This window comes from Quadrisphaera setariae, assembly GCF_008041935.1.
In the GTDB taxonomy this organism is placed as follows: Bacteria; Actinomycetota; Actinomycetes; order Actinomycetales; family Quadrisphaeraceae; genus Quadrisphaera; species Quadrisphaera setariae.
In genome coordinates this window covers 78,824-97,671 of record NZ_VKAC01000015.1, presented here as the reverse complement: position 1 = coordinate 97,671, position 18,848 = coordinate 78,824, and the positions used below count along the sequence as shown (strand labels likewise).

At 76.2% G+C, this 18,848-nt stretch carries 19 protein-coding genes; 3 read left to right on the top strand and 16 right to left on the bottom strand.

Going from position 1 to position 18,848, the window contains the following annotated elements:
* Position 1: 1 nt before the first annotated feature.
* Positions 2–1,498: a lysine--tRNA ligase gene (gene lysS / locus FMM08_RS20525; protein WP_439653577.1), complete on the bottom strand. Its 1,497-nt coding sequence runs from the start codon at positions 1,496–1,498 to the stop codon at positions 2–4.
* A gap of 128 nt (positions 1,499–1,626) precedes the next feature.
* Here lysS and FMM08_RS20520 point away from each other — a divergent pair, with 128 nt between their 5' ends.
* On the top strand, positions 1,627–2,469 hold the full coding sequence (locus FMM08_RS20520; RefSeq protein ID WP_147928202.1) for a class I SAM-dependent methyltransferase: 843 nt from the start codon (positions 1,627–1,629) through the stop codon (positions 2,467–2,469).
* A 25-nt stretch (positions 2,470–2,494) separates the two neighbouring features.
* On the opposite strand, the gene panC is transcribed toward FMM08_RS20520, so the two are convergent.
* Together panC and FMM08_RS20510 are read right to left on the bottom strand one after the other, a co-directional pair.
* The gene (panC, locus tag FMM08_RS20515) at positions 2,495–3,379 is read right to left on the bottom strand and encodes a pantoate--beta-alanine ligase (RefSeq protein ID WP_147928201.1); all 885 of its coding nucleotides are present in this window, start codon (positions 3,377–3,379) and stop codon (positions 2,495–2,497) included.
* Positions 3,376–4,314, bottom strand: a complete 939-nt coding sequence (locus FMM08_RS20510; RefSeq protein ID WP_147928223.1) for a Rossmann-like and DUF2520 domain-containing protein — start codon at positions 4,312–4,314, stop codon at positions 3,376–3,378. The genes panC and FMM08_RS20510 overlap by 4 nt, the downstream gene beginning before the upstream one ends.
* A 169-nt stretch (positions 4,315–4,483) precedes the next feature.
* Between FMM08_RS20510 and FMM08_RS20505 the strand changes: the two genes are divergently transcribed.
* A complete protein-coding gene (locus tag FMM08_RS20505; RefSeq protein ID WP_187279901.1) occupies positions 4,484–5,227 on the top strand; it encodes a methyltransferase domain-containing protein in 744 nt (247 codons plus the stop codon).
* Between the two features lie 37 nt (positions 5,228–5,264).
* Here FMM08_RS20505 and FMM08_RS20500 read toward each other — a convergent pair whose 3' ends face one another.
* From FMM08_RS20500 to FMM08_RS20475, 6 genes are all read right to left on the bottom strand, one after another.
* Positions 5,265–6,725, bottom strand: coding sequence for a PH domain-containing protein (locus FMM08_RS20500; protein ID WP_222711013.1), 1,461 nt, complete (start codon positions 6,723–6,725; stop codon positions 5,265–5,267).
* Positions 6,722–7,207 carry a PH domain-containing protein gene (locus tag FMM08_RS20495; protein WP_255472653.1) on the bottom strand — a complete coding sequence of 162 codons (486 nt, stop codon included), beginning with the start codon at positions 7,205–7,207 and terminating at the stop codon, positions 6,722–6,724. Before FMM08_RS20495 ends, FMM08_RS20500 begins: the two co-directional genes overlap by 4 nt.
* Before the next feature lie 85 nt (positions 7,208–7,292).
* Positions 7,293–8,045: a hypothetical protein gene (locus FMM08_RS20490; RefSeq protein ID WP_187279900.1), complete on the bottom strand. Its 753-nt coding sequence runs from the start codon at positions 8,043–8,045 to the stop codon at positions 7,293–7,295.
* Positions 8,046–8,202: 157 nt separating this feature from the next.
* Positions 8,203–9,183 carry an ABC transporter substrate-binding protein gene (locus tag FMM08_RS20485; RefSeq protein ID WP_147928197.1) on the bottom strand — a complete coding sequence of 327 codons (981 nt, stop codon included), beginning with the start codon at positions 9,181–9,183 and terminating at the stop codon, positions 8,203–8,205.
* Positions 9,184–9,368: 185 nt separating this feature from the next.
* Positions 9,369–10,109, bottom strand: coding sequence for an ABC transporter permease (locus tag FMM08_RS20480; protein ID WP_147928196.1), 741 nt, complete (start codon positions 10,107–10,109; stop codon positions 9,369–9,371).
* A complete protein-coding gene (locus FMM08_RS20475) occupies positions 10,109–10,813 on the bottom strand; it encodes an ABC transporter permease (RefSeq protein WP_222711012.1) in 705 nt (234 codons plus the stop codon). Before FMM08_RS20475 ends, FMM08_RS20480 begins: the two co-directional genes overlap by 1 nt.
* Between FMM08_RS20475 and FMM08_RS20470 the strand changes: the two genes are divergently transcribed.
* On the top strand, positions 10,787–11,989 hold the full coding sequence (locus FMM08_RS20470) for an ABC transporter ATP-binding protein (RefSeq protein WP_147928195.1): 1,203 nt from the start codon (positions 10,787–10,789) through the stop codon (positions 11,987–11,989). The genes FMM08_RS20475 and FMM08_RS20470 overlap by 27 nt on opposite strands.
* Here FMM08_RS20470 and FMM08_RS20465 read toward each other — a convergent pair.
* The 7 genes from FMM08_RS20465 to tilS all read right to left on the bottom strand — a co-directional run bounded on the left by FMM08_RS20465 (position 11,899) and on the right by tilS (position 18,848).
* Positions 11,899–12,474: a DUF3180 domain-containing protein gene (locus tag FMM08_RS20465; RefSeq protein WP_187279899.1), complete on the bottom strand. Its 576-nt coding sequence runs from the start codon at positions 12,472–12,474 to the stop codon at positions 11,899–11,901. The genes FMM08_RS20470 and FMM08_RS20465 overlap by 91 nt on opposite strands.
* A complete protein-coding gene (folK, locus tag FMM08_RS23885) occupies positions 12,471–13,460 on the bottom strand; it encodes a 2-amino-4-hydroxy-6-hydroxymethyldihydropteridine diphosphokinase (protein ID WP_255472652.1) in 990 nt (329 codons plus the stop codon). Before folK ends, FMM08_RS20465 begins: the two co-directional genes overlap by 4 nt.
* Positions 13,457–14,299 carry a dihydropteroate synthase gene (gene folP, locus FMM08_RS20455; RefSeq protein WP_222711011.1) on the bottom strand — a complete coding sequence of 281 codons (843 nt, stop codon included), beginning with the start codon at positions 14,297–14,299 and terminating at the stop codon, positions 13,457–13,459. The genes folK and folP overlap by 4 nt, the downstream gene beginning before the upstream one ends.
* A 28-nt stretch (positions 14,300–14,327) precedes the next feature.
* A complete protein-coding gene (gene folE / locus FMM08_RS20450) occupies positions 14,328–15,005 on the bottom strand; it encodes a GTP cyclohydrolase I FolE (RefSeq protein ID WP_147928191.1) in 678 nt (225 codons plus the stop codon).
* Between the two features lie 2 nt (positions 15,006–15,007).
* Positions 15,008–17,035: an ATP-dependent zinc metalloprotease FtsH gene (ftsH, locus tag FMM08_RS20445; RefSeq protein ID WP_147928190.1), complete on the bottom strand. Its 2,028-nt coding sequence runs from the start codon at positions 17,033–17,035 to the stop codon at positions 15,008–15,010.
* Positions 17,036–17,214: 179 nt separating this feature from the next.
* Positions 17,215–17,769 carry a hypoxanthine phosphoribosyltransferase gene (hpt, locus tag FMM08_RS20440; protein ID WP_147928189.1) on the bottom strand — a complete coding sequence of 185 codons (555 nt, stop codon included), beginning with the start codon at positions 17,767–17,769 and terminating at the stop codon, positions 17,215–17,217.
* Positions 17,769–18,848, bottom strand: coding sequence for a tRNA lysidine(34) synthetase TilS (gene tilS / locus FMM08_RS20435; protein WP_147928188.1), 1,080 nt, complete (start codon positions 18,846–18,848; stop codon positions 17,769–17,771). Before tilS ends, hpt begins: the two co-directional genes overlap by 1 nt.

Genomic DNA, 18,848 nt, shown 5'->3' with positions numbered 1-18,848 from the left:
CTCAGGCCTCCGGCTTGACCAGCGGGAAGAGGATGGTCTCGCGGATGCCGAGGCCCGTGAGCGCCATGAGCAGCCGGTCGATGCCCATCCCCACACCACCGGCGGGGGGCATGCCCACCTCCATGGCGCGCAGGAAGTCCTCGTCGACGGGCATGGCCTCGTCGTCGCCGGCGGCGCCCAGGCGGGCCTGCGCCTCGAGGCGCTCGCGCTGGACCACCGGGTCGTTGAGCTCGGAGTAGCCGGTGGCCAGCTCGAAGCCGCGCACGTAGAGGTCCCACTTCTCCACCACGCCGGGCACCGAGCGGTGCGACTTGGTGAGGGGGGAGGTCTCGAGCGGGAAGTCGCGCACGAAGGTGGGCGCGACCAGGTGGTCGCCCACGAGGTGCTCCCACAGCTCCTCGACGAGCTTGCCCGCGGAGGCGGTGGGCGCCACGCCCACGCCGAGGCGCTCGGCGCGCTCCACCAGCACCGAGCGGGGGGTCTCCGGGGTGATCGGCTCGCCCAGCGCCTCGGACAGCGAGGGGTACATCGACAGCTGCGCCCAGGTGCCGCCGAGCTCGTACTGGGTGCCGTCGGCCAGGAGCGCGGTGGTCGAGCCGAGGGCGTCGCGGGCCGCGGTCTGGATGAGCTCGCGGGTGCGGTCGGCCATGACGTCGTAGTCGGCGTAGGCCTCGTAGAACTCGAGCATCGCGAACTCCGGGGAGTGCGAGGAGTCGGCGCCCTCGTTGCGGAAGTTCCGGTTGATCTCGAAGGCGCGGTCCAGGCCGCCCACCACGGCGCGCTTGAGGAAGAGCTCCGGCGCGATGCGCAGGTACAGCTCGATGTCGAAGGCGTTGGAGTGCGTGACGAAGGGCCGCGCCGCGGCGCCGCCGTGCAGCGTCTGCAGCATCGGGGTCTCGAGCTCGAGGTAGCCCAAGCCGTCGAACGTCGAGCGCAGCGAGCGGACGACGGCGGCGCGCGTGCGGACCACCGCCCGCGCCTCGGGCCGGACGATGAGGTCGACGTAGCGCTGGCGCACCCGGACCTCCTCGCTGGTCTCCTTGTGGAGCACCGGCAGCGGCCGGAGGGCCTTGGTGGCCATCGCCCAGGAGGTGGCCATGACGCTCAGCTCGCCGCGCTTGGACTGCACCACGCGCCCGGTGGCGGAGACGACGTCGCCCAGGTCGACGTCGGACTTCCACGCCGCGAGCGCGTCGGCGCCGACCTCGGCGAGGCTGAGCATCACCTGCAGGCGCGTGCCGTCACCGTCCTGCAGGGTGGCGAAGGCGAGCTTGCCGGTGCCGCGCTGGAAGACCACGCGGCCCGCCACGGAGACGACGACGTCGGTCTCCTCCCCGTCGGCCAGCCCGGCGTGCGCCGCGCGGACCTGCGCCAGCGACGCGGTGCGCGGCACCGAGACGGGGTAGGGCTCCACGCCCGCGTCGAGCAGGCGCTGCCGCTTCTCGCGCCGCACCCGCAGCTGCTCGGGCAGCTGGTCCGCCGCCAGCTCGTCCTGCACCGCTGCTGCGGCGTCGTCGGCGGGGTGGGGGGCGGGCGGGACCTCGGGCACGGTCCCCGAGGGTATCCGGATCTCCCGGACCCGGCCCGGGGCTCCCGCCGCGGCCCGCGGCGTGCTGGGATCAGGTGGTGGCGAACTCCCCCCTCGACACCCCCGACGACGTGCCCGAGGCCGACGACGAGGCGCGGCGCACCTCCTTCGGCACCCTCGTCGACGCCGAGCGGTACGACCGCCTGCGCCCGGACCACCCCGACGACGCCGTGCACTGGCTGACGGGGTCCCCCGAGGAGCCGCTCGACGTGCTCGACCTCGCGGCGGGCACCGGCAAGGTCTCCCGCACCCTGGCCCGCCGCGGGCACCGCGTGGTGGCCGTCGACCCCAGCGACGGGATGCTCTCGGTGCTGCGCCACTGGCTGGCCGAGTCGCCGAGGGCGCAGGTGCGGGCCGTGGCGGGCACCGCCGAGCACGTCCCGCTGCCGGACGCCTCGGTCGACGCCGTCGTGGTCGGCCAGGCGTGGCACTGGCTGCGCCCCGCGGCCGCCGCGGCCGAGGTGGCCCGGGTGCTGCGCCCGGGCGGGGTGCTGGGGCTGGCGTGGGTGGTGCGCGACGTGTCGGTCGGCTGGGCCGCGGAGCTGGAGGCGCTGTTCGGCGGCGAGGGCCTCGGCGAGGCCACCGGCGCCGACGAGGCGGCGCCGGGCGCGCACGCCCGCGACCTCGCCGACGCCGGCTGGTGGCCGCGGGTCCCGCTGCGGGGCGCGCAGCGGGAGCGCGCGTCGTTCCCGGCCGTGCAGCGGCTGGCCTCCGCCGACGACGTCGTCGCGCTGGCCTCGACCTACTCGGGGCTGGCCGTCAGCCGCCGGCGGGAGGGCCTGCTGGCGCGGGTGCGGGAGCTCGCCGAGGGGGCGGCCGGACCCGACGGCTCGGTGCTGCTGCCCCAGGTCTGCCACTGCTTCCGCTACCGCCTCCCCTGACACGGGGTGGGGCGGGGCGGTGGCGTCAGCGGGCGGCGCCCACCACCAGCGGGAGGTTGTCGATGAGCCGGGTGGGCCCGACCTTCGCCGCCACGGCCAGCAGCGCCGGCCCGCGGAAGTGCTCGGGCACGTCGTCCAGGGTGTCCGGGTCGACCAGGGCCAGGTAGTCGACGCGCGCCAGGGGCTCGCCCACCAGCACGTCCCGCGCCGCGCGGCGCACCGCGCTGGCCCCCTCAGGCGCCGCCGCCTCCCCCGCGCGCAGAGCGCGCGACAGCACCAGGGCCACCTCGCGGTCCAGCGGGGACAGGTGCGCGTTGCGGCTGGACAGCGCCAGGCCGTCGTCGTCGCGCACGGTCGGCACGGCCACCACCTCCACGCCGAGGTCGAGGTCGCGCACCATCCGCCGCACCAGCAGCAGCTGCTGGGCGTCCTTCTGGCCGAAGAGCGCGACGTCGGGGCGGACCAGGTGCATGAGCTTCGCGACGACGGTCAGCACGCCGTCGAAGTGCCCGGGGCGCGAGGCCCCCTCGAGCACCGTCCCGAGCTGCCCGGAGGAGACCCGGACCGCCGGGTCGCCGTCGGGGTAGACGACGTCCGGGGAGGGCGCGAAGACGACGTCGGCGCCCACCCGGCCCAGCAGCTCCAGGTCGGCGTCGAGGGTGCGCGGGTAGCGGGCGAGGTCGGCGCCGGCCCCGAACTGCAGCGGGTTGAGGAAGATCGTGACGACGACGCTGGCGGCGCGCTCACGGGCGGCCTCCACGAGCGAGGCGTGCCCGGCGTGCAGGGCGCCCATGGTCATGACGACGGCGAGGGGCCCGGGCAGCTCGGCGCGCGCCGCTGCCAGCTCGGCGCGCGTGCGCACCAGCCGCGGCGGGGCGGGCTGCGCGGAGCTCGGGGAGGTGGCGGTCACGAGGGGTCTCCGCTCTGCAGGGCGCTGTCGACGTCGTCGGCCGGGGGGCCGGTGAGGCGCCCGCCGGCGCGGGCGCGGGCCGCCGTGGCGCGGGCGAGCGCGAGGTGGGCGGCGGGCACGTCGGGGCCCACAAGGCCCTCGGCGGCCGCACGGGCCAGGACGGCGCGGTGGGCGGTGAGCGTGCCCGCGTCACCGCGGGCCACCGGGCCGGTGAGGGCGTCGTCCCCGGAGCGCAGGGCGCCGTCGAGCGCGGCGTGCAGCAGCGGGCCGAGCACGCGGTCCGTGCGCTCCAGGCCGGCGGCGCGCAGCACCTCGGCGGCCTGGGCGACCAGCGTCACGAGGTGGTTGCTGCCGTGGGAGAGGGCCGCGTGGTAGAGCGCCCGGTCGGCCTCGTCCACCACCACCGGCTCCGCACCGACCTCCACGACCAGCGCCTGCGCCACCGGCAGCACCGGGGCCGGCGCGGTCACCCCGACCACGGCGTCGGTGAGGCGCACGAGGTCGAGGCTGGTGCCGGTGAAGGTCATGGCGGGGTGCAGCGCCAGCGGGATGCCGCCGGCGGCGCGCGCCGGCTCGAGCACCCCGGTGCCGTGACGACCGCTGGTGTGGACCACCAGCTGCCCCGCCTGCCAGCTGCCCGTCGCCGCGAGGCCCGCCACGAGGTCGGCGAGGGCGTCGTCGGGGACGGCCAGCAGCACCAGCTCCGCCCGCTCCACCACCTGCGGCACCGGGAGCACCGGCACGCCGGGCAGGAGGGTGGCCGCGCGCTCGAGGCTGGCCTCCGAGACCGCCGACACCCCCACCACGGCGTGCCCCGCGGCGCGCAGGGCGGCGCCCAGCACCGCGCCCACGCGGCCGGCCCCCACCACGCCGACGCCCAGGCGTCCCGGGGCGGGCCGTCTCCGGGCGCGGCGACCTGCGTCGTCGTCCTCCAGCACGCGGGGAGCGTACGTGCGGCGGCGCAGCGGCAGCTCGGCGCCCGCGCCCGACCGGGTGCGCCCCGGGGCCACCACAGGTCCTTCGCCGGTCCGTCGCGGGTCCGTCGCGGGTCCGTCGCGGGTCCGTCAGAGGAGGAGCGGCACCCGGGCGGCTAGGGTCGCCGACGTGGGACGGCACGAGCGCGTGGCCGAGCTGGCGCGCCTGGACGTCGAGGGCCTCGTGGTGGCCGACGTGGGCTGCGGCAGCGGCCGGACGGTGCGCGCGCTGCTCGACCCCGCGCCCGGCGCGCACGCCCCGCGGCTGGTCCACGCGCTCGACCACGTCTCCGCCCTCGACGACGACCTCCTGGCCGACGCCCGCGTGCGCAGCCGCATCACCGACCTCGACGGACCGCTGCCCTGGCGCGACGGCGAGCTGGACCGCCTCGTCTCCCTCAACACCGCCGAGCACCTCGGCGACCCGGTGGCGCACCTCGCGGAGGTCCACCGCGTGCTGCGCCCCGGGGGGCTGTGCGTGCTGGCGCACTCCGACTGGGACACCGCCCTGTTCACCAGCACCGACGACCAGCTGACCCGCACCCTGGTGGACAGGTTCACCGCGGCGGCGCTCGGCCCCGGCCGCTCCGACGGCTTCATGGGCCGCAAGCTGCTGGCGCTCGCGGCGACGGCGGTCCGCCGCGGGTCGGGCTGGACCGTGGAGGCCGCGACCTCGTGGGCCGACCCCCACCGCCGCTTCGACGACGGGTCGCTGGCGTGGAAGGTGGCCACCGGCGTGCTGGCGTCCGCCCAGGACGACCCGGTGCTCGCCGCCCGGGCCTCCGGGTGGATGGAGGAGCTGCGCGCGCTGGCAGCGGCGGGCCAGTTCCTCTTCACCGTCACGGACGTCGCCGTGGTGCTCCGCCGGGACTGACCCGGGACCGGTCGGGGGCTGACCGGGCGACGGCGGCTCAGCCGGGCTGCTCCATCCAGCGCTCCGGGCCCGCCACCGCGCGGGCGGTGCGGGCGCGCTGCGCCTGCTCGTCGAGCAGGGCCACCGCCTGCTCCGCGGACAGGTGCTCCGCGCGGGGCCTCACCGGACCCGGGGTGGAGTGCAGCGCGAGGGTCGCCAGGCCGAGGCGCCGCTGCAGCGGGCCCTGCTCGACGGCCAGCGACTGGGTGCGCTCGTGCGGCACGACGTCGAGCTCGCGCCGCAGGCGGCCGCGGCGCAGCAGCAGGGCGTGCTCGGTGACCAGCGCCCCGCGGCGCCGCCACGAGACGAGGTCCACCCAGCGGGCCGCGGGCGGCGCCACCAGCCAGCCGCCCTCGGCGGCCGTGCCCCGCAGGCCCGCCTCCAGGCCGTGGGGGCCGAGGTCGTCGTGCAGGGCCGGCAGCACCAGCGCGAGCACGGTGCCGGCCTCCGCGGCGGTCGCCACCGGCAGCAGCGTGCTCGCCGACTGGCTCTCCTGCCCCTCCCCCGCGAACCCCGCGACGTTGACGTGCACCCGCCACCACCCGAAGACCCGCCACAGCAGGGGCTGGGTCAGCCGCACGGCCTGCACGCGCCCCGGAGGCACGGTCTGGGTGCGGCTCTCCAGCAGCCCTGACCGCAGGCGCACCCCGTCCGGGGACGTCGCGACGCGCCAGTTGGCGCCCTTCGACAGCGCCGTCCAGAGGCTGCCGGCCAGGCCCAGCAGGGGGGCCGCCGCGCCGAAGAGCACGCCCACCTCGCGGGTGGTCACCGCCCCCACCACCACGCCGACCAGGACGACGCCGAGCGCGACCGCCGCCCCCGACAGCGCGACGGAGGCCGCCACCCGCCCGAACGGCACCTCCACCAGCTGCTGCTCGGGCGCCTCCGGCGCGGCGTCGCCCTCGAAGTCCAGGCCCGCCGAGCGGGCCAGCAGGAGGTTGCGCAGGCGCTGCGCGTCGGCCTCGCGCAGGTAGGCCAGCCGCACCTGGGACCCGGCGCCGCCGGCCACCTCCACGCGCAGCTCGGCGAACCCGAGCAGCCGCGCCACGAGCGGCTGCACGACGTCCACCGCCTGCAGCCGGTCCAGGCGCGCCACCCGCTGGCGCTTGGCGATGACGCCGCTGTGCAGGCGCACCGCCTCGTCGTCCACCGTGAAGCGGGTCGCCCGCCACGACAGCGCGGAGGCGGCCACGGCCACCACGACGCACCCCACCAGCGCCGCCACCGCGATGAGCAGCTCCAGGTGGCCGGGCAGCTCCTCGCCGTTCACCGCGCTGCGGCCGCGCTCCTGGGCGTAGAGGAACAGCAGCACCACGAGCACGCGCCAGCTGCGGAGCACCGGCGTGACCGGGTGGAGGCGCTCCCAGCGCTGCGCGGGCGCGCCCGCGCCGGGGACGACGGGAGCGGTCCCCGGCAGCGCGGTGGGGTCGGGCGTCGCTCCGCCCGGAGCCTCGGTCACAAGCCGGCCAGACGTGCCTCGCCGCGGCGGGAGAGCCTGTCGCGCAGCCGCGAGGCCTCCTCCGGCCGCAGGCCCGGGATGGTGGCGTCGCTGCTGGCCGAGGCCGTGTGGAGCTGCACCGTGGCGATGCCCAGCCACCGCTCGAGGGGACCGGCGGAGACGTCCACGTACTGCATCCGCCCGTAGGGGACCACCACCAGCGAGCGGAAGAGGATGCCGCGGCGCACGAGGAGGTCGTCCTCGCGCTCGGCGTACCCGATGGCCCGCACCTGGCGGCCGGCGAGCCACCACTGCCAGCCCTCCAGCGCGAGGAGGGCCGCACCGCCGACCAGCCACCACGGCGACCACAGCAGGACCGCTCCCGCCACGACGACCGCCAGCCCGACCACCGCGCCCACCGCCGTCACCAGGCGCCGCGCGAGGACCAGCCGGTCCGACACCGGCGTCCACTCCACGTCGGGCAGGTCGAAGGGGGTGCTCACGGCCTCAGCGTCCCCCCGGGGCACCCGCGGGCGCCAGGCGGGTCCCCGCCCAGGGGAGTCGTCCGGCGCCCGCCCGCGGTCCGCCTCAGGCGGCCGGGGCGGCGGCGCGCAGGGAGCCGGTGTCCGGGCCGGTGCCCACGGCCCACAGGCGCTTCAGCTGCGCGATCTCCAGGGCGCGCTGCTCGGGGGCGACCTCCGAGGCGGGCGGGCCGACGTGCACGGCGACCTCACCGGTGCTGGCCGCCACGTGCACGACGACCTCCGGACGGGCCTCGGCGGCGGAGGCCGCCGGGACGGCGGCGTCGGCGTCGCGCTCGAGGGCGTGCTCCGCGCGCTGCGACGGGATGATCATCGGCAGCTGGAGCACGGTGGCCTCCTCGCGCTCCGCGGCGCGCACCACGTCGACGACCTCGGCGTCAGCGGCGGAGCAGGTGTCGTCGTCAGCGGCGGCGGCCGGCGCCACGGGGGCCAGGGCGAGCGCGCGGAAGGCGGCGGGCGAGGGCTCCTCCACGTCGACAGCGGGGTCCAGGCGGACGTCGAACGGGACGGCGCCATCGGAGGGAGCGGTCGAGCAGACCTGCTCGAGGCCGGCGACGTGGCGGCCGCGGACCCGGCCGAGGCGCGCGCGGTGGCGGGCGCGCAGGCCTGAGAGCGTCAGCGGCACGCCGGCGGCGGCGAGGCCCGCCACGCCGAGGGCGGGGTTCTGGGCGGTGGCGGCGACGGCGGCGACGACGCAGCCGGCGAGGGCGCCCACGGGGACCGTGGTGGCGGTGATGAGGCTGCGCGCGGCCCAGGTCAGGGGGGCGGTGGAAGCGCGGTGGCGGGCGGTGGAGGCCATGCGTGAAACATAGGTCTCGCAAGCCCCGCAAGGCTCACGACACGCCATGCGTCACTGAAATCTCATCAGTCACACTCGCCACGCGCTCGGGCGCGTCGCCCGCAGACCGCACCGGGCCCCCTCCTCGACCGTCGAGGAGGGGGCCCGGCGGACGGGGTCAGCCGTCGATGAGGCCCTTGTCCTGCAGGTAGGTCTTGGCGACCGCCTCGGGCAGCTGCCGCTCGCCGTCGACCTGGCCGTTGAGGGCCTTGAGGTCGGCCGTGGTGAGCACCGAGGCCAGCTTGTTGAGCGCCTCGGTGACCTTGGTGTCGCTGGCGACGTCCTTGCTGACGGCGGGCACGAGGTTGTCGGCGAGCTGCAGCTTCTTGTCGTCGTCGAGCACCACGAGCCCGAACTGCTCCAGCGTGCCGTCCGTGGTCGCGACGAGCCCGAGCTGGCTCTCGCCCTTCTGCACGGACTGCTTCACCGCCGGGGTGTCGAAGCCGAGCGGCAGCAGGTTGCCGACCTTGATCCCGTAGGTGCTCTCCAGGCCCGGCTGGCAGAACGGCCGCGTCGGGCACTCCTCCGTGGCTGCGAGCGTGACGGGCTGCCCGAGGGCGCCGAGGTCGGACAGGGTCTTGAGGTTGTTCTCGGTCGCGTACTTCTGCGTGACGGCGAACGCGTTCTGGTCGGCCGCCTGCGCCGGGTCGAGCAGGGTGACGCCCTGCGCCTGCGCCAGCGGCTGCGCCGCGGCGACGGTGGCGGCGGCGTCGTTGGTGGCGATGGGCGGCGCGTCCTTGCCGTTCTTCTGCTGGTTGAGGTACTCGGCGAGGGTGGCGGCGTACTCGGGGACGACGTCGATCTCGCCCGAGGCGAGCTGGCCGAAGTAGACCTCGCGGTTGCTCGCCGTGACGATGCTGGTCTTGTACCCGGCGCCCTGCAGCAGCTGGGCGTACAGCTGCTCCATGATCGCTGCTTCGGTGAAGTCGGGGCCGCCGACGACGACGGCCTGCGTGGAGCCGCCGCTGGACGTGGCGTCGCTGGAGGCGGCGCCGCCGGACTGGACGCTGTCGGCAGCGCAGGAGCTCAGGGCGAGCACGGCGCCAGCCAGTCCGGCGATGAGGAGGGATGCGCGGGTGCGCCTGCGGAACGAGGTCACGGGGACCGCCTTCTGTGTCCCGCGGCCCGGTCCGAGCCGCGCGTGTCGGGCGGGAGCCGTCACGTCGGCCGTCGCGGCGCGGGAGCGCCGCGGCCGGCCCGGCCACCGCGGCCCGTGCGGTGCTGCGTGCACGGGATGCTCGGCATGCAACCCCATGAGCGCGGTGAACGCGCTCCGGGGGGCGGTCACGATGTCGTAACGGCTCCCGCGCCCCCCGAAGAGCCCACCCGCCCGGAGCGCTTCCGGGCGGCGCGGCGCGCCCGCGCCACGGGGTCGGCGCGGCGCCCGGCCCAGGCCAGCCCGTACTCGACCGCCAGGGCGAAGGCGGCGATGAGGAGGGTGCCGGCGAGCGCGGCCGACAGGTCGATGCCGGCGCTGCCCGTAGCGCGCGTGATGATGCGCCCGAGCCCGCCGAAGGCGAAGATCGCAGCGATCGAGGTGGTGGCGACCACCTGCACCGCCGCCTGGCGCACCCCGTTCATGATCATGGGGGTGGCCAGCGGCAGCTCCACGCGCCGCAGCACCTCCGACGCCGACATGCCCATCCCGGTGGCGGCGTCCACCGCCCCGCGGTCGACCTCGCGCATCCCCGTGAAGGTGTTGGTGAGCACGGGCGGGACGGCGAAGAGCGTGAAGCAGAGGATCAGCGTCCACCAGGTGCGCCCGAACCCGGGCACGAGCAGCAGGATGCCGAGCAGGGCCAGGACGGGCACGGCGCGCCCGGCGTTGCCGATCTGCTGGGCCAGCACTCCCCCGCGCCCGGTGTGCCCGAGCCAGACGCCCACCGGCAGCGCGACGAGGCACGCGAGGCCCAGGGAGGCGGCCGAGTAGCCGAGGTGCTGGACGAAGAGCGTGGGCACGCCGGCGTCCCCGCGCCAGTTGGCGGGGTCGGCGAACCAGGCCGGGATGCCCGTGAGCCAGTCCATCAGCGCTGTCCCCTCCGCCACGGCGTGGCCAGGCGCTGGGCCCCCAGCAGCAGCAGGTCGAAGACCACCGCGAGCACCACGCACAGGAGCGAGGCGGTGAGCACCTGCGCGTTGAAGTTCGAGGAGTACCCGGTGGTGATGAGGTTGCCCAGGCCGCCCTGGCCGATGATCGCCCCGACGGTGGCCAGCGCCACCGTGGACACCGCGGCCACCCGCAGCCCGGCCATCGCCGAGGGCAGTGCGAGTGGTGCCTCGACGCGCCACAGGGTGCGCCAGGACGACAGGCCCATGCCGGCCGCGGCGTCGCGGACCTCGGGGTCGACGCCGTCCAGGCCCACGAGGATGTTCCGGACCAGGATCGTCAGCGAGTACAGCGCCAGGGCGATGACCACCGTGGTGGAGGTCAGGCCCGTCATCGGCAGCAGCAGGATGAACAGCGCCAGCGACGGGATCGTGTAGATCACCGTGGTCACCCCCAGCGTCAGCCCCCGCGCGCGCTTCACCCGGTGGGCGAGCACCGCCAGCGGGACCGCCAGCACCACGCCGACCGCGAGCGAGACCAGGACGAGGTAGAGGTGCTGCCCCAGCGCCCCCAGCAGCACGTCCGAACGGGTCTCGACGTACAGCGGGCAGACCCAGTCGTTGCGGACCAGGCAGTTGTCGGGGAGGGTCGCGCTGTGGACACCAGCCGCGATCAGGGACACGGCGGGGACGCTACCCCGGGCAGCACCATCCGGCTCGACGGCGTGGAGAAGCGCTACCCGGACGGCACCCTCGCCGTGGGCCACCTCGACCTCGCCGTGGAGGCCGGGGAGATGGTGGCGCTCGTGGGTCCGTCCGGCTGCGGGAAGTCGACCACGCTGCGCATGGTCAACCGGCTCATCGAGCCGACAGCGGGCCGCATCGAGATCGGCGGGCGGGACGTCACGCGCGTCGACGCCGTGAAGCTGCGGCGCGAGATCGGGTACGTCATCCAGCGGGTCGGCCTGTTCCCGCACCTCACGGTGGCCGCGAACATCGCCACCGTCCCCCAGCTGCTCGGGTGGGACCGCAAGCGCACGAGCGCCCGCGTGGAGGAGATGCTCGAGCTGGTGGGACTGCCCGCCTCCCAGTACGCCGACAGGTACCCGCACGAGCTGTCCGGCGGCCAGCAGCAGCGCATCGGGGTGGCCCGCGGCCTGGCGGCCGACCCGCCGGTGCTGCTCATGGACGAGCCGTTCGGCGCGGTCGACCCCATCGCCCGCGACCGCCTGCAGGGCGAGTTCCGCCGCATCCAGGCCGAGCTGCACAAGACGGTGCTCATCGTCACGCACGACATCGACGAGGCCGTGCGCCTGGCGGACCGGATCGCGGTCTTCAGCCAGGGGGGGAAGCTCGAGCAGTTCGCCGACCCGGCCACGGTGCTGGGCGCGCCGGCCAACGAGTTCGTGGCCGACTTCGCCGGCTCCGACCGCGGGCTGCGGCGCCTGGCCGTGACGCCGGTGGAGGCCCAGGACCTGGCGCACCCCGCCACGGTGCTCGTCGACGACGACCTCGCCACCGCACGCGCCGCCATCGACGGCACCGCCGAGCCCTACGCGGTGGTGCTGGACCGCTCGGGCGCGCTGCGCGGCTGGGTGTCGCTGCGCCACCTCGCCCACGACCGGGGCCCGGGCGCGCAGGGGGGCACCGTGGGGCAGGTGGCGCGCCGCTTCGACGAGACGATCAGCGTGGGCGACTCGCTGCGCAAGGGGCTGGCGGAGATCGTCCAGCACGACGCCGGCTGGCTGCCCGTGCTCGACGGAGAGCGCTACGTGGGGGTGCTGACCCCGGACGGCGTGTACTCGGCGCTGCGGCGGACCTCGCCGTCGCCGGGCTCGCGCGACGACGTCCCGGTCTGACCGCCGCTGCGACGACCCTGCTGCCGGCCGGCGCGTCCGTCGGCGTCGTCGTCGGGTGGCAGGCGGCACCAGCGCTCCACGACGACGCCGGCCACCAGCAGGAGCAGCGAGCCGGCCATCGCCGCCAGCGCGAGGAGCATGCGGTCGCGACGCACCTCGATGCCGAGCATCGGCAGCAGGAGGGCCACGAAGCCGCCGTAGGCCCCTGCCAGCGCGGCGCCGGTGACGCCGGCCGCCTGGGCGACCACCACGGTCCGCGCGGCTCGCAGCGCGTCGAGCGGGCGGTCCCGGTGGCCCTGGTTCCAGCGCCGCACCGGCCTGCCCACCGAGAGCACGGCGACCGCCAGCACCACGAGCAGCACGGGGACGGTCCACGGCATCGGCACGGCGGCACCGGTCCCGTCGACGACGTCGAGCGCCACCCAGGTCACCACGCCGGCCACCAGCGCCACCGCGAGCAGCACCCGCGTCCGCAGGGGGCTCACGCGGAGCCCCCTGCCGACAGCGCGACGTCCGGGCGGGGACGCACGTCGGAGACGGCCGCCGGGTCCGCAGCGGCCAGGGCGGCGAGGACGTCGGCCACGCGGCCGGCCCCCGGCAGCACGTCGTCGGGGGCGAGCCCGGCCCACGGCACCAGCACGAAGGCGCGGACCCCGGCGCGGGGGTGCGGCACCTGCAGCGCCGGGCTGCCGCCGCCGCCGCCGTCGTCGTCCGCGGCGACCAGGGCGCCGCAGGTGAGGACGTCGACGTCGAGGGTGCGGGCGCCCCACCGCGGCTCACCGGCGCGCACCGCCGCGTCGCGCCCGTGGGCGGCCTCGACGGCCCGGCAGGCGCGCAGCAGGTCGCGCGGCGACAGCGCGCACCGCAGGCGCACCACGGCGTTGAGGTAGTCGGGCTGGGGGGCTGCGCCGGGCAGCCCGACGGCGGTCGTCTCGACGACGCCGGAGACGCCCACCACCTGCAGGCCGCCCGTGGCCGCCAGGTCGCGCACGGCCGCCGCCATCACGGCCTCGCGGTCGCCCAGGTTGGCCCCCAGGGCGACCACCGCGTCGAAGGGGCTGGCCGGCGCGGCGTCGAGCAGGTCGCCGCGGCGGCGGACGACGGTGATGACGACGTCGTCGAAGGGCACCTGCACCGGGGCCTGGGGCTTGTGGACGGCGACGGCGACGGCCAGCACGCCCGGGTGCACGAGGCACGCGCTGGCGACCCGGCTCGCGAGCACCTCGACGAGGGCCACGGGCTCGCCGGCGAGGACGGCGACGACGTCGGCGGCGACCACGGAGTAGTCGACGGCGTCGGCGAGGTCGTCGGTGACCGCGGCGGTGCGGGTGTCGACCTGGAGGTCGACGTCGGCGGTGAAGACCTGTCCCAGCTGGCGCTCGGCGTCGAGCACCCCGTGGCGGCCTCGGGCGCGCAGCCCGCGCAGGGAGACGACGTCTCCGCGGAGCTCGGTGGTCAGCAGTCCGCTCACGCCGCCGCCTCCGCCCAGCGGGCGGCCACGCGCACGGCGTCTGCGCTGGCGCGCACGGCGTGCACGCGCACGCCCCAGGCGCCCGCGGCGGCGGCCAGCGCCGTGACGGCTGCGGTGGCGTCGTCGCGCTGCTCCGGCGGGCGCGGGACCCCCGGGCCACCCCCGGCACCAGCGCCGTCGGCCAGCAGCGCGCCGAGGAAGCGCTTGCGGGAGGCGCCCACGAGCACGCGGCCCCAGGCGCCGACCAGCTCGGGGAGCGCCGCGAGCAGGGCCCAGTCGTGCTCGGCGCGCTTGGCGAACCCCAGGCCGGGGTCGGCCACGAGCTGGTCCCGGCGCACCCCCGCGGCCTCGAAGGCGGCCAGGCGGGCGCCGAGCTCGGCGCGGACCTCGGCCACGACGTCGTCGTAGACGGCGAGGTCGTTCATGCCCGCCGAGTGCCCGCGCCAGTGGCCCACCACGCAGGTGGCGCCCGAGGAGGCGACGAGGGCGGCCATGGCGGGGTCGGCGAGCCCGCCGGAGACGTCGTTGACGATGCTCGCCCCCGCCTCCAGCGCCGCGGCGGCCACACCCGACCGCATGGTGTCGACGCTCACCACCACGCCGTGCCCCGCGAGGGCCCGCACCACCGGCAGCACGCGGGACAGCTCCTCGGCCTCGCTGGGCCGGGCAGCACCGGGACGGGTCGACTCACCGCCCACGTCCACCACGTCGGCGCCCTGGGCGACCAGCGCGAGCCCGTGCTCGACGGCGGCCGGCGCCCGCAGGTGCCTCCCACCGTCGCTGAAGGAGTCGGGGGTCGTGTTCACCACGCCCCAGACCAGGGTCCTGCCCGTGCTCACCGGCTCCTCACAACTGCCCACCGCCCGGTCAGCGACCCAGCACCAGGCTCAGCGCCTCCGCCCGCGTGGCGGCGTCGCGCATGCCGCCACGCACCGCGGAGGTCGTGGTGCGGGCGCCCGGGGCCCGCACGCCGCGCACGGACATGCACAGGTGCTCGCAGTCGACCACGACCAGCACGCCGCGGGCGTGCAGGTGCTCGACGAGGGCGTCCGCGACCTGCGTGGTGAGGCGCTCCTGGACCTGCGGCCGGCGGGCGTACAGGTCGACGAGGCGGGCCAGCTTGGACAGCCCCGTGATGCGCCCGTCGGCGCTGGGCACGTAGGCCACGTGCGCGACGCCGGTGAACGGCAGCAGGTGGTGCTCGCAGACCGAGGAGACCGGGATGCCGCGGACGGCCACGATCTCGTCGTGGCCGATGTCGAACGACGTGGCCAGCACCTCGGCGGGGTCCTGCCGCAGGCCCGCGAAGAGCTCCACGCAGGCCCGGGCCACCCGGTCCGGCGTGGCCCGGAGGCCGTCGCGGTCCGGGTCCTCGCCGATCGCCAGGAGCAGCTCGCGCACGGCCGCGCGGGCCCTCTCGACGTCGACGGGACCGACCGCGCCGACGTCGCCCGGCGCACCGGTGCCTCCACCGGCCGCGGTCCCAGGACCGCCTGCAGCCGTGCCCGCGGGCTCCGCGGCGGCGCCGGGGGTGGGCGCCGCCACGGTCAGGCCTGGGGGCCGGGGTCGGCGCGGAAGCCCTCGGGCCCTCGGACGCCTCCGGCGAGGTGGTCCTCGCCGGCCGCGGCGGCCTCGTCCTGGGGGGCCATGAGGTGCGCGTGGCCGTTCTGCGCCGCGGCGATCTCCTTGGGGGACATCACCGGCGGGCGCTGGTCGACGTGCCGGCGCTCGCTGGACAGCCACACCGGCCGCAGCGGGCGCTTCTGCACGGGGGCGAAGACCTCGGCGAGCTGCTCGCGGTTGAGCGTCTCCTCCTCCAGCAGGCGCACCACGAGGGTGTCGAGCACCTGGCGGTGCTCCATGAGGATCTCCCAGGCCTCGTCGTGCGCGTTCTCGATGAGGCGGCGGACCTCCTCGTCGACGACGGCCGCGACGCCCTCGGAGTAGTCGCGCTCGTGGCCCATGTCGCGGCCCATGAAGACCTCGCCGCTGCCGCTGCCCAGCTTGATGGCGCCCACGCGCTCGCTCATGCCGTACTGCGTGACCATCTTGCGGGCCATGTCCGTGGCCTTCTCGATGTCGTTGCTGGCACCGGTGGTGGGGTCGTGGAAGACGAGCTCCTCCGCCACGCGACCGCCCAGGGCGTACGCCAGCTGGTCGAGGATCTCGTTGCGGGTGGTGGAGTACTTGTCGTCCACCGGCAGCACCATCGTGTAGCCGAGGGCGCGGCCGCGCGGGAGGATCGTCACCTTGGTCACCGGGTCGGTGTGCCGCAGCGCCGCGGCCACCAGGGCGTGCCCGCCCTCGTGGTACGCGGTGATCTTCTTCTCCTTCTCGTTCATCAGCCGGGTCCGCTTCTGCGGACCGGCGATGACCCTGTCGATCGCCTCGTCGAGCTCGCGGTCCCCGATCACCTGGCCGTTGGTGCGCGCGGTGAGCAGCGCCGCCTCGTTGAGCACGTTGGCGAGGTCAGCGCCGGAGAAGCCGGGGGTGCGACGGGCCACGGCGAGCAGGTCGACGTCGGGCGCGACGGGCTTGCCCTTGGCGTGCACCTGGAGGATCTGGTGGCGGCCGTTCATGTCCGGCGCCTCGACGGCGATCTGCCGGTCGAAGCGGCCCGGGCGCAGCAGGGCCGGGTCGAGGATGTCGGGCCGGTTGGTGGCCGCGATGAGGATGACGTTCGTCTTGACGTCGAAGCCGTCCATCTCCACGAGGAGCTGGTTCAGCGTCTGCTCGCGCTCGTCGTGGCCGCCGCCCATGCCGGCGCCGCGGTGGCGGCCGACGGCGTCGATCTCGTCCACGAAGATGATCGCCGGGGCGTTGTTCTTGGCCTGCTCGAACAGGTCGCGCACGCGGGACGCGCCGACTCCGACGAACATCTCCACGAAGTCGGAGCCGGAGATCGAGTAGAACGGCACCCCCGCCTCGCCCGCGACGGCGCGGGCCAGCAGGGTCTTGCCGGTGCCGGGCTGGCCGTACAGCAGCACGCCCTTGGGGATCTTCGCGCCGACGGCCTGGAACTTGGCGGGCTCGGCGAGGAACTCCTTGATCTCGTGCAGCTCCTCGACGGCCTCCTCGGCGCCGGCGACGTCCGCGAAGGTGACCTTGGGGGCCTCCTTGGAGACGAGCTTGGCGCGCGACTTGCCGAACTGCATGACCCGGCTCCCGCCGCCCTGCATGTTGGCGAAGAGGAACCAGAACAGGACCAGGAACAGCAGGATCGGCAGGACCGTGATGAGGATCGAGCCGAGCACGGAGCCCTTGGGCACCTCGTCGGTCCACTTCGGGGAGTCGTTCGCGACCGCCGTGGCGACCTCGCTGGCGCGCGCGCTCACGTAGTCGAACTGCACGTCGGTGTTGCCGTCCAGCGGCTGCTTGAGCTTCAGCTGGACGCGCTGGTCACCGTCGATGACCTTGGCCTCGGAGACGTTGCCCGAGGTCAGCTGCTGCAGGCCGACCTGGGTGTCGATGGTGGTGGTCCGGTTGCCCGTGAAGAGCTGGCTGGCGAGGACGAGGAGCAGCAGGGCCCCGACGATCCAGACCGTCGGGCCGCGGAAGAAGCGCCTGGCGTTCATGCGTGGATGAGGGCCGTGGCCCGTCCTCTCTCCTCTGGCTGACCGGCGCCCGACCGTACACCGGTGGCGCGGGGAGCCCGGCACCGAGCGCTGGGTCTCACCAGCCCAACGGACGAGGTGCGCCCCGGTGTTCCACCCGTTCGCCCTCAGCGGACGTCCTGAGGACGTCCCGGAGGCGCTCAGGAGCTGTAGACGTGCTCCGCGAGCGTGCCGACCACGCGCAGGTTGCGGTAGCGCTCGGCGAAGTCGAGCCCGTAGCCCACGACGAAGGCGTTGGGGATGTCGAACCCGACGTACTTCACGTCGACGGTGACCTTGGCGGCGTCCGGCTTGCGCAGCAGCGCCATGACCTCGACCGACGCGGCGCCGCGCGAGCGGAGGTTCGCCACCAGCCACGACAGGGTCAGGCCCGAGTCGATGATGTCCTCGACGATGAGGACGTGGCGGCCGGTGACGTCGCGGTCGAGGTCCTTGAGGATCCGCACCACGCCGGAGGACTTGGTGCCGGAGCCGTAGCTCGAGACCGCCATCCAGTCCATCTCCGCCGGACCGTGCAGCGCGCGGGCGAAGTCGGCCATGACCATGACGGCGCCCTTGAGGACGCCGACGAGCAGCAGGTCCCGCCCGGCGTAGTCGGCGTCGACCTGGGCGGCGATCTCCCCGAGGCGGGCGCGGATGTCGTCCTCGCCGATGAGGACGTCCGCGAGGTCGCGGCCCATGTCCTGGGCGTCCATCAGTGTCCTCCTGGTGGGGGTGGGGCCGGGGCGAAGCGCAGCCTGCCACAGGTGCGCACCGCGCCCACGCGCCCGGGCAGCGGCACCGGCCCCTGGCCGTGCCAGGACACCACGAGGGCGTCGACGGCGAGCACGTGCTCGCGGGAGAGCTCTCCCGCGGCCGCCCCCGCCTGCAGGGCCGCGGCGCGCAGGGCCCGGCGGCGCAGGGCCGCGGGCGCCGCGGCGAGCACCTCGACGTCGAGACCGGCACCGGGGTCAGCGCCGGGCCGGGGATCGACCCCGTCGTCCGCGTCGACGGCGTCACCCGATCGGTCCTGCGCCGCCGCGGAGCGCTCCAGCAGCTCGCCCGCCAGCCGCTCGAGCACCTCGGCGTCCTCCCGCAGCTGCTCGGCCGTGCGCGCCAGCGCCCCCGCCACGCCGGGCCCGAGCTCCGCCTCCAGCACGGGCAGCACCCGGGAGCGCACGCGCGAGCGGGTGAACGCCGGGTCGGCGTTGGTGGGGTCCTCCCAGGGCCTCAGGCCCAGCGCGGCGCACGCCGCCCGCGTCGTCGTCCTGGGCAGGCCGAGGAGGGGGCGGCGCAGCGCTGCGCGCCGCGCGGGCATGCCGGCCAGCGACCGGGCCCCCGACCCGCGCGCCAGGCCCAGGAGCACCTGCTCGGCCTGGTCGTCGAGGGTGTGGCCCAGCAGCACGGCCGCTGCGCCGGTGCGGCGGGCGACGTCGTCGAGGGCGGTCAGGCGGGCGTCCCGGGCGGCGGCCTCCGGCCCCGCGCGACCCCGGGGCACGTCGACGTCCACGACGACGACGGGGTCGAGCCCGAGCCCGGTGCACGCCGCACCCGCCGCCCGCGCGACCTGCGCCGACCCGGGCTGCAGGCCGTGGTCGACGACGACGGCGCCGGCCCTCCAGGGCGCCCGCCCCCGCCCGCCCGGCGCCGCGAGCCACCCGGCGGCGGCGGCCAGCGCGAGGGAGTCGGCGCCGCCGCTGCACGCCACGAGCACCAGTTCCCCGGGAGGCACGTCGGCGCACGCCGCGCGCACGGCGGAGCGCACGGCGGCGACCGCCGGGTCCGGCCCGGTCAC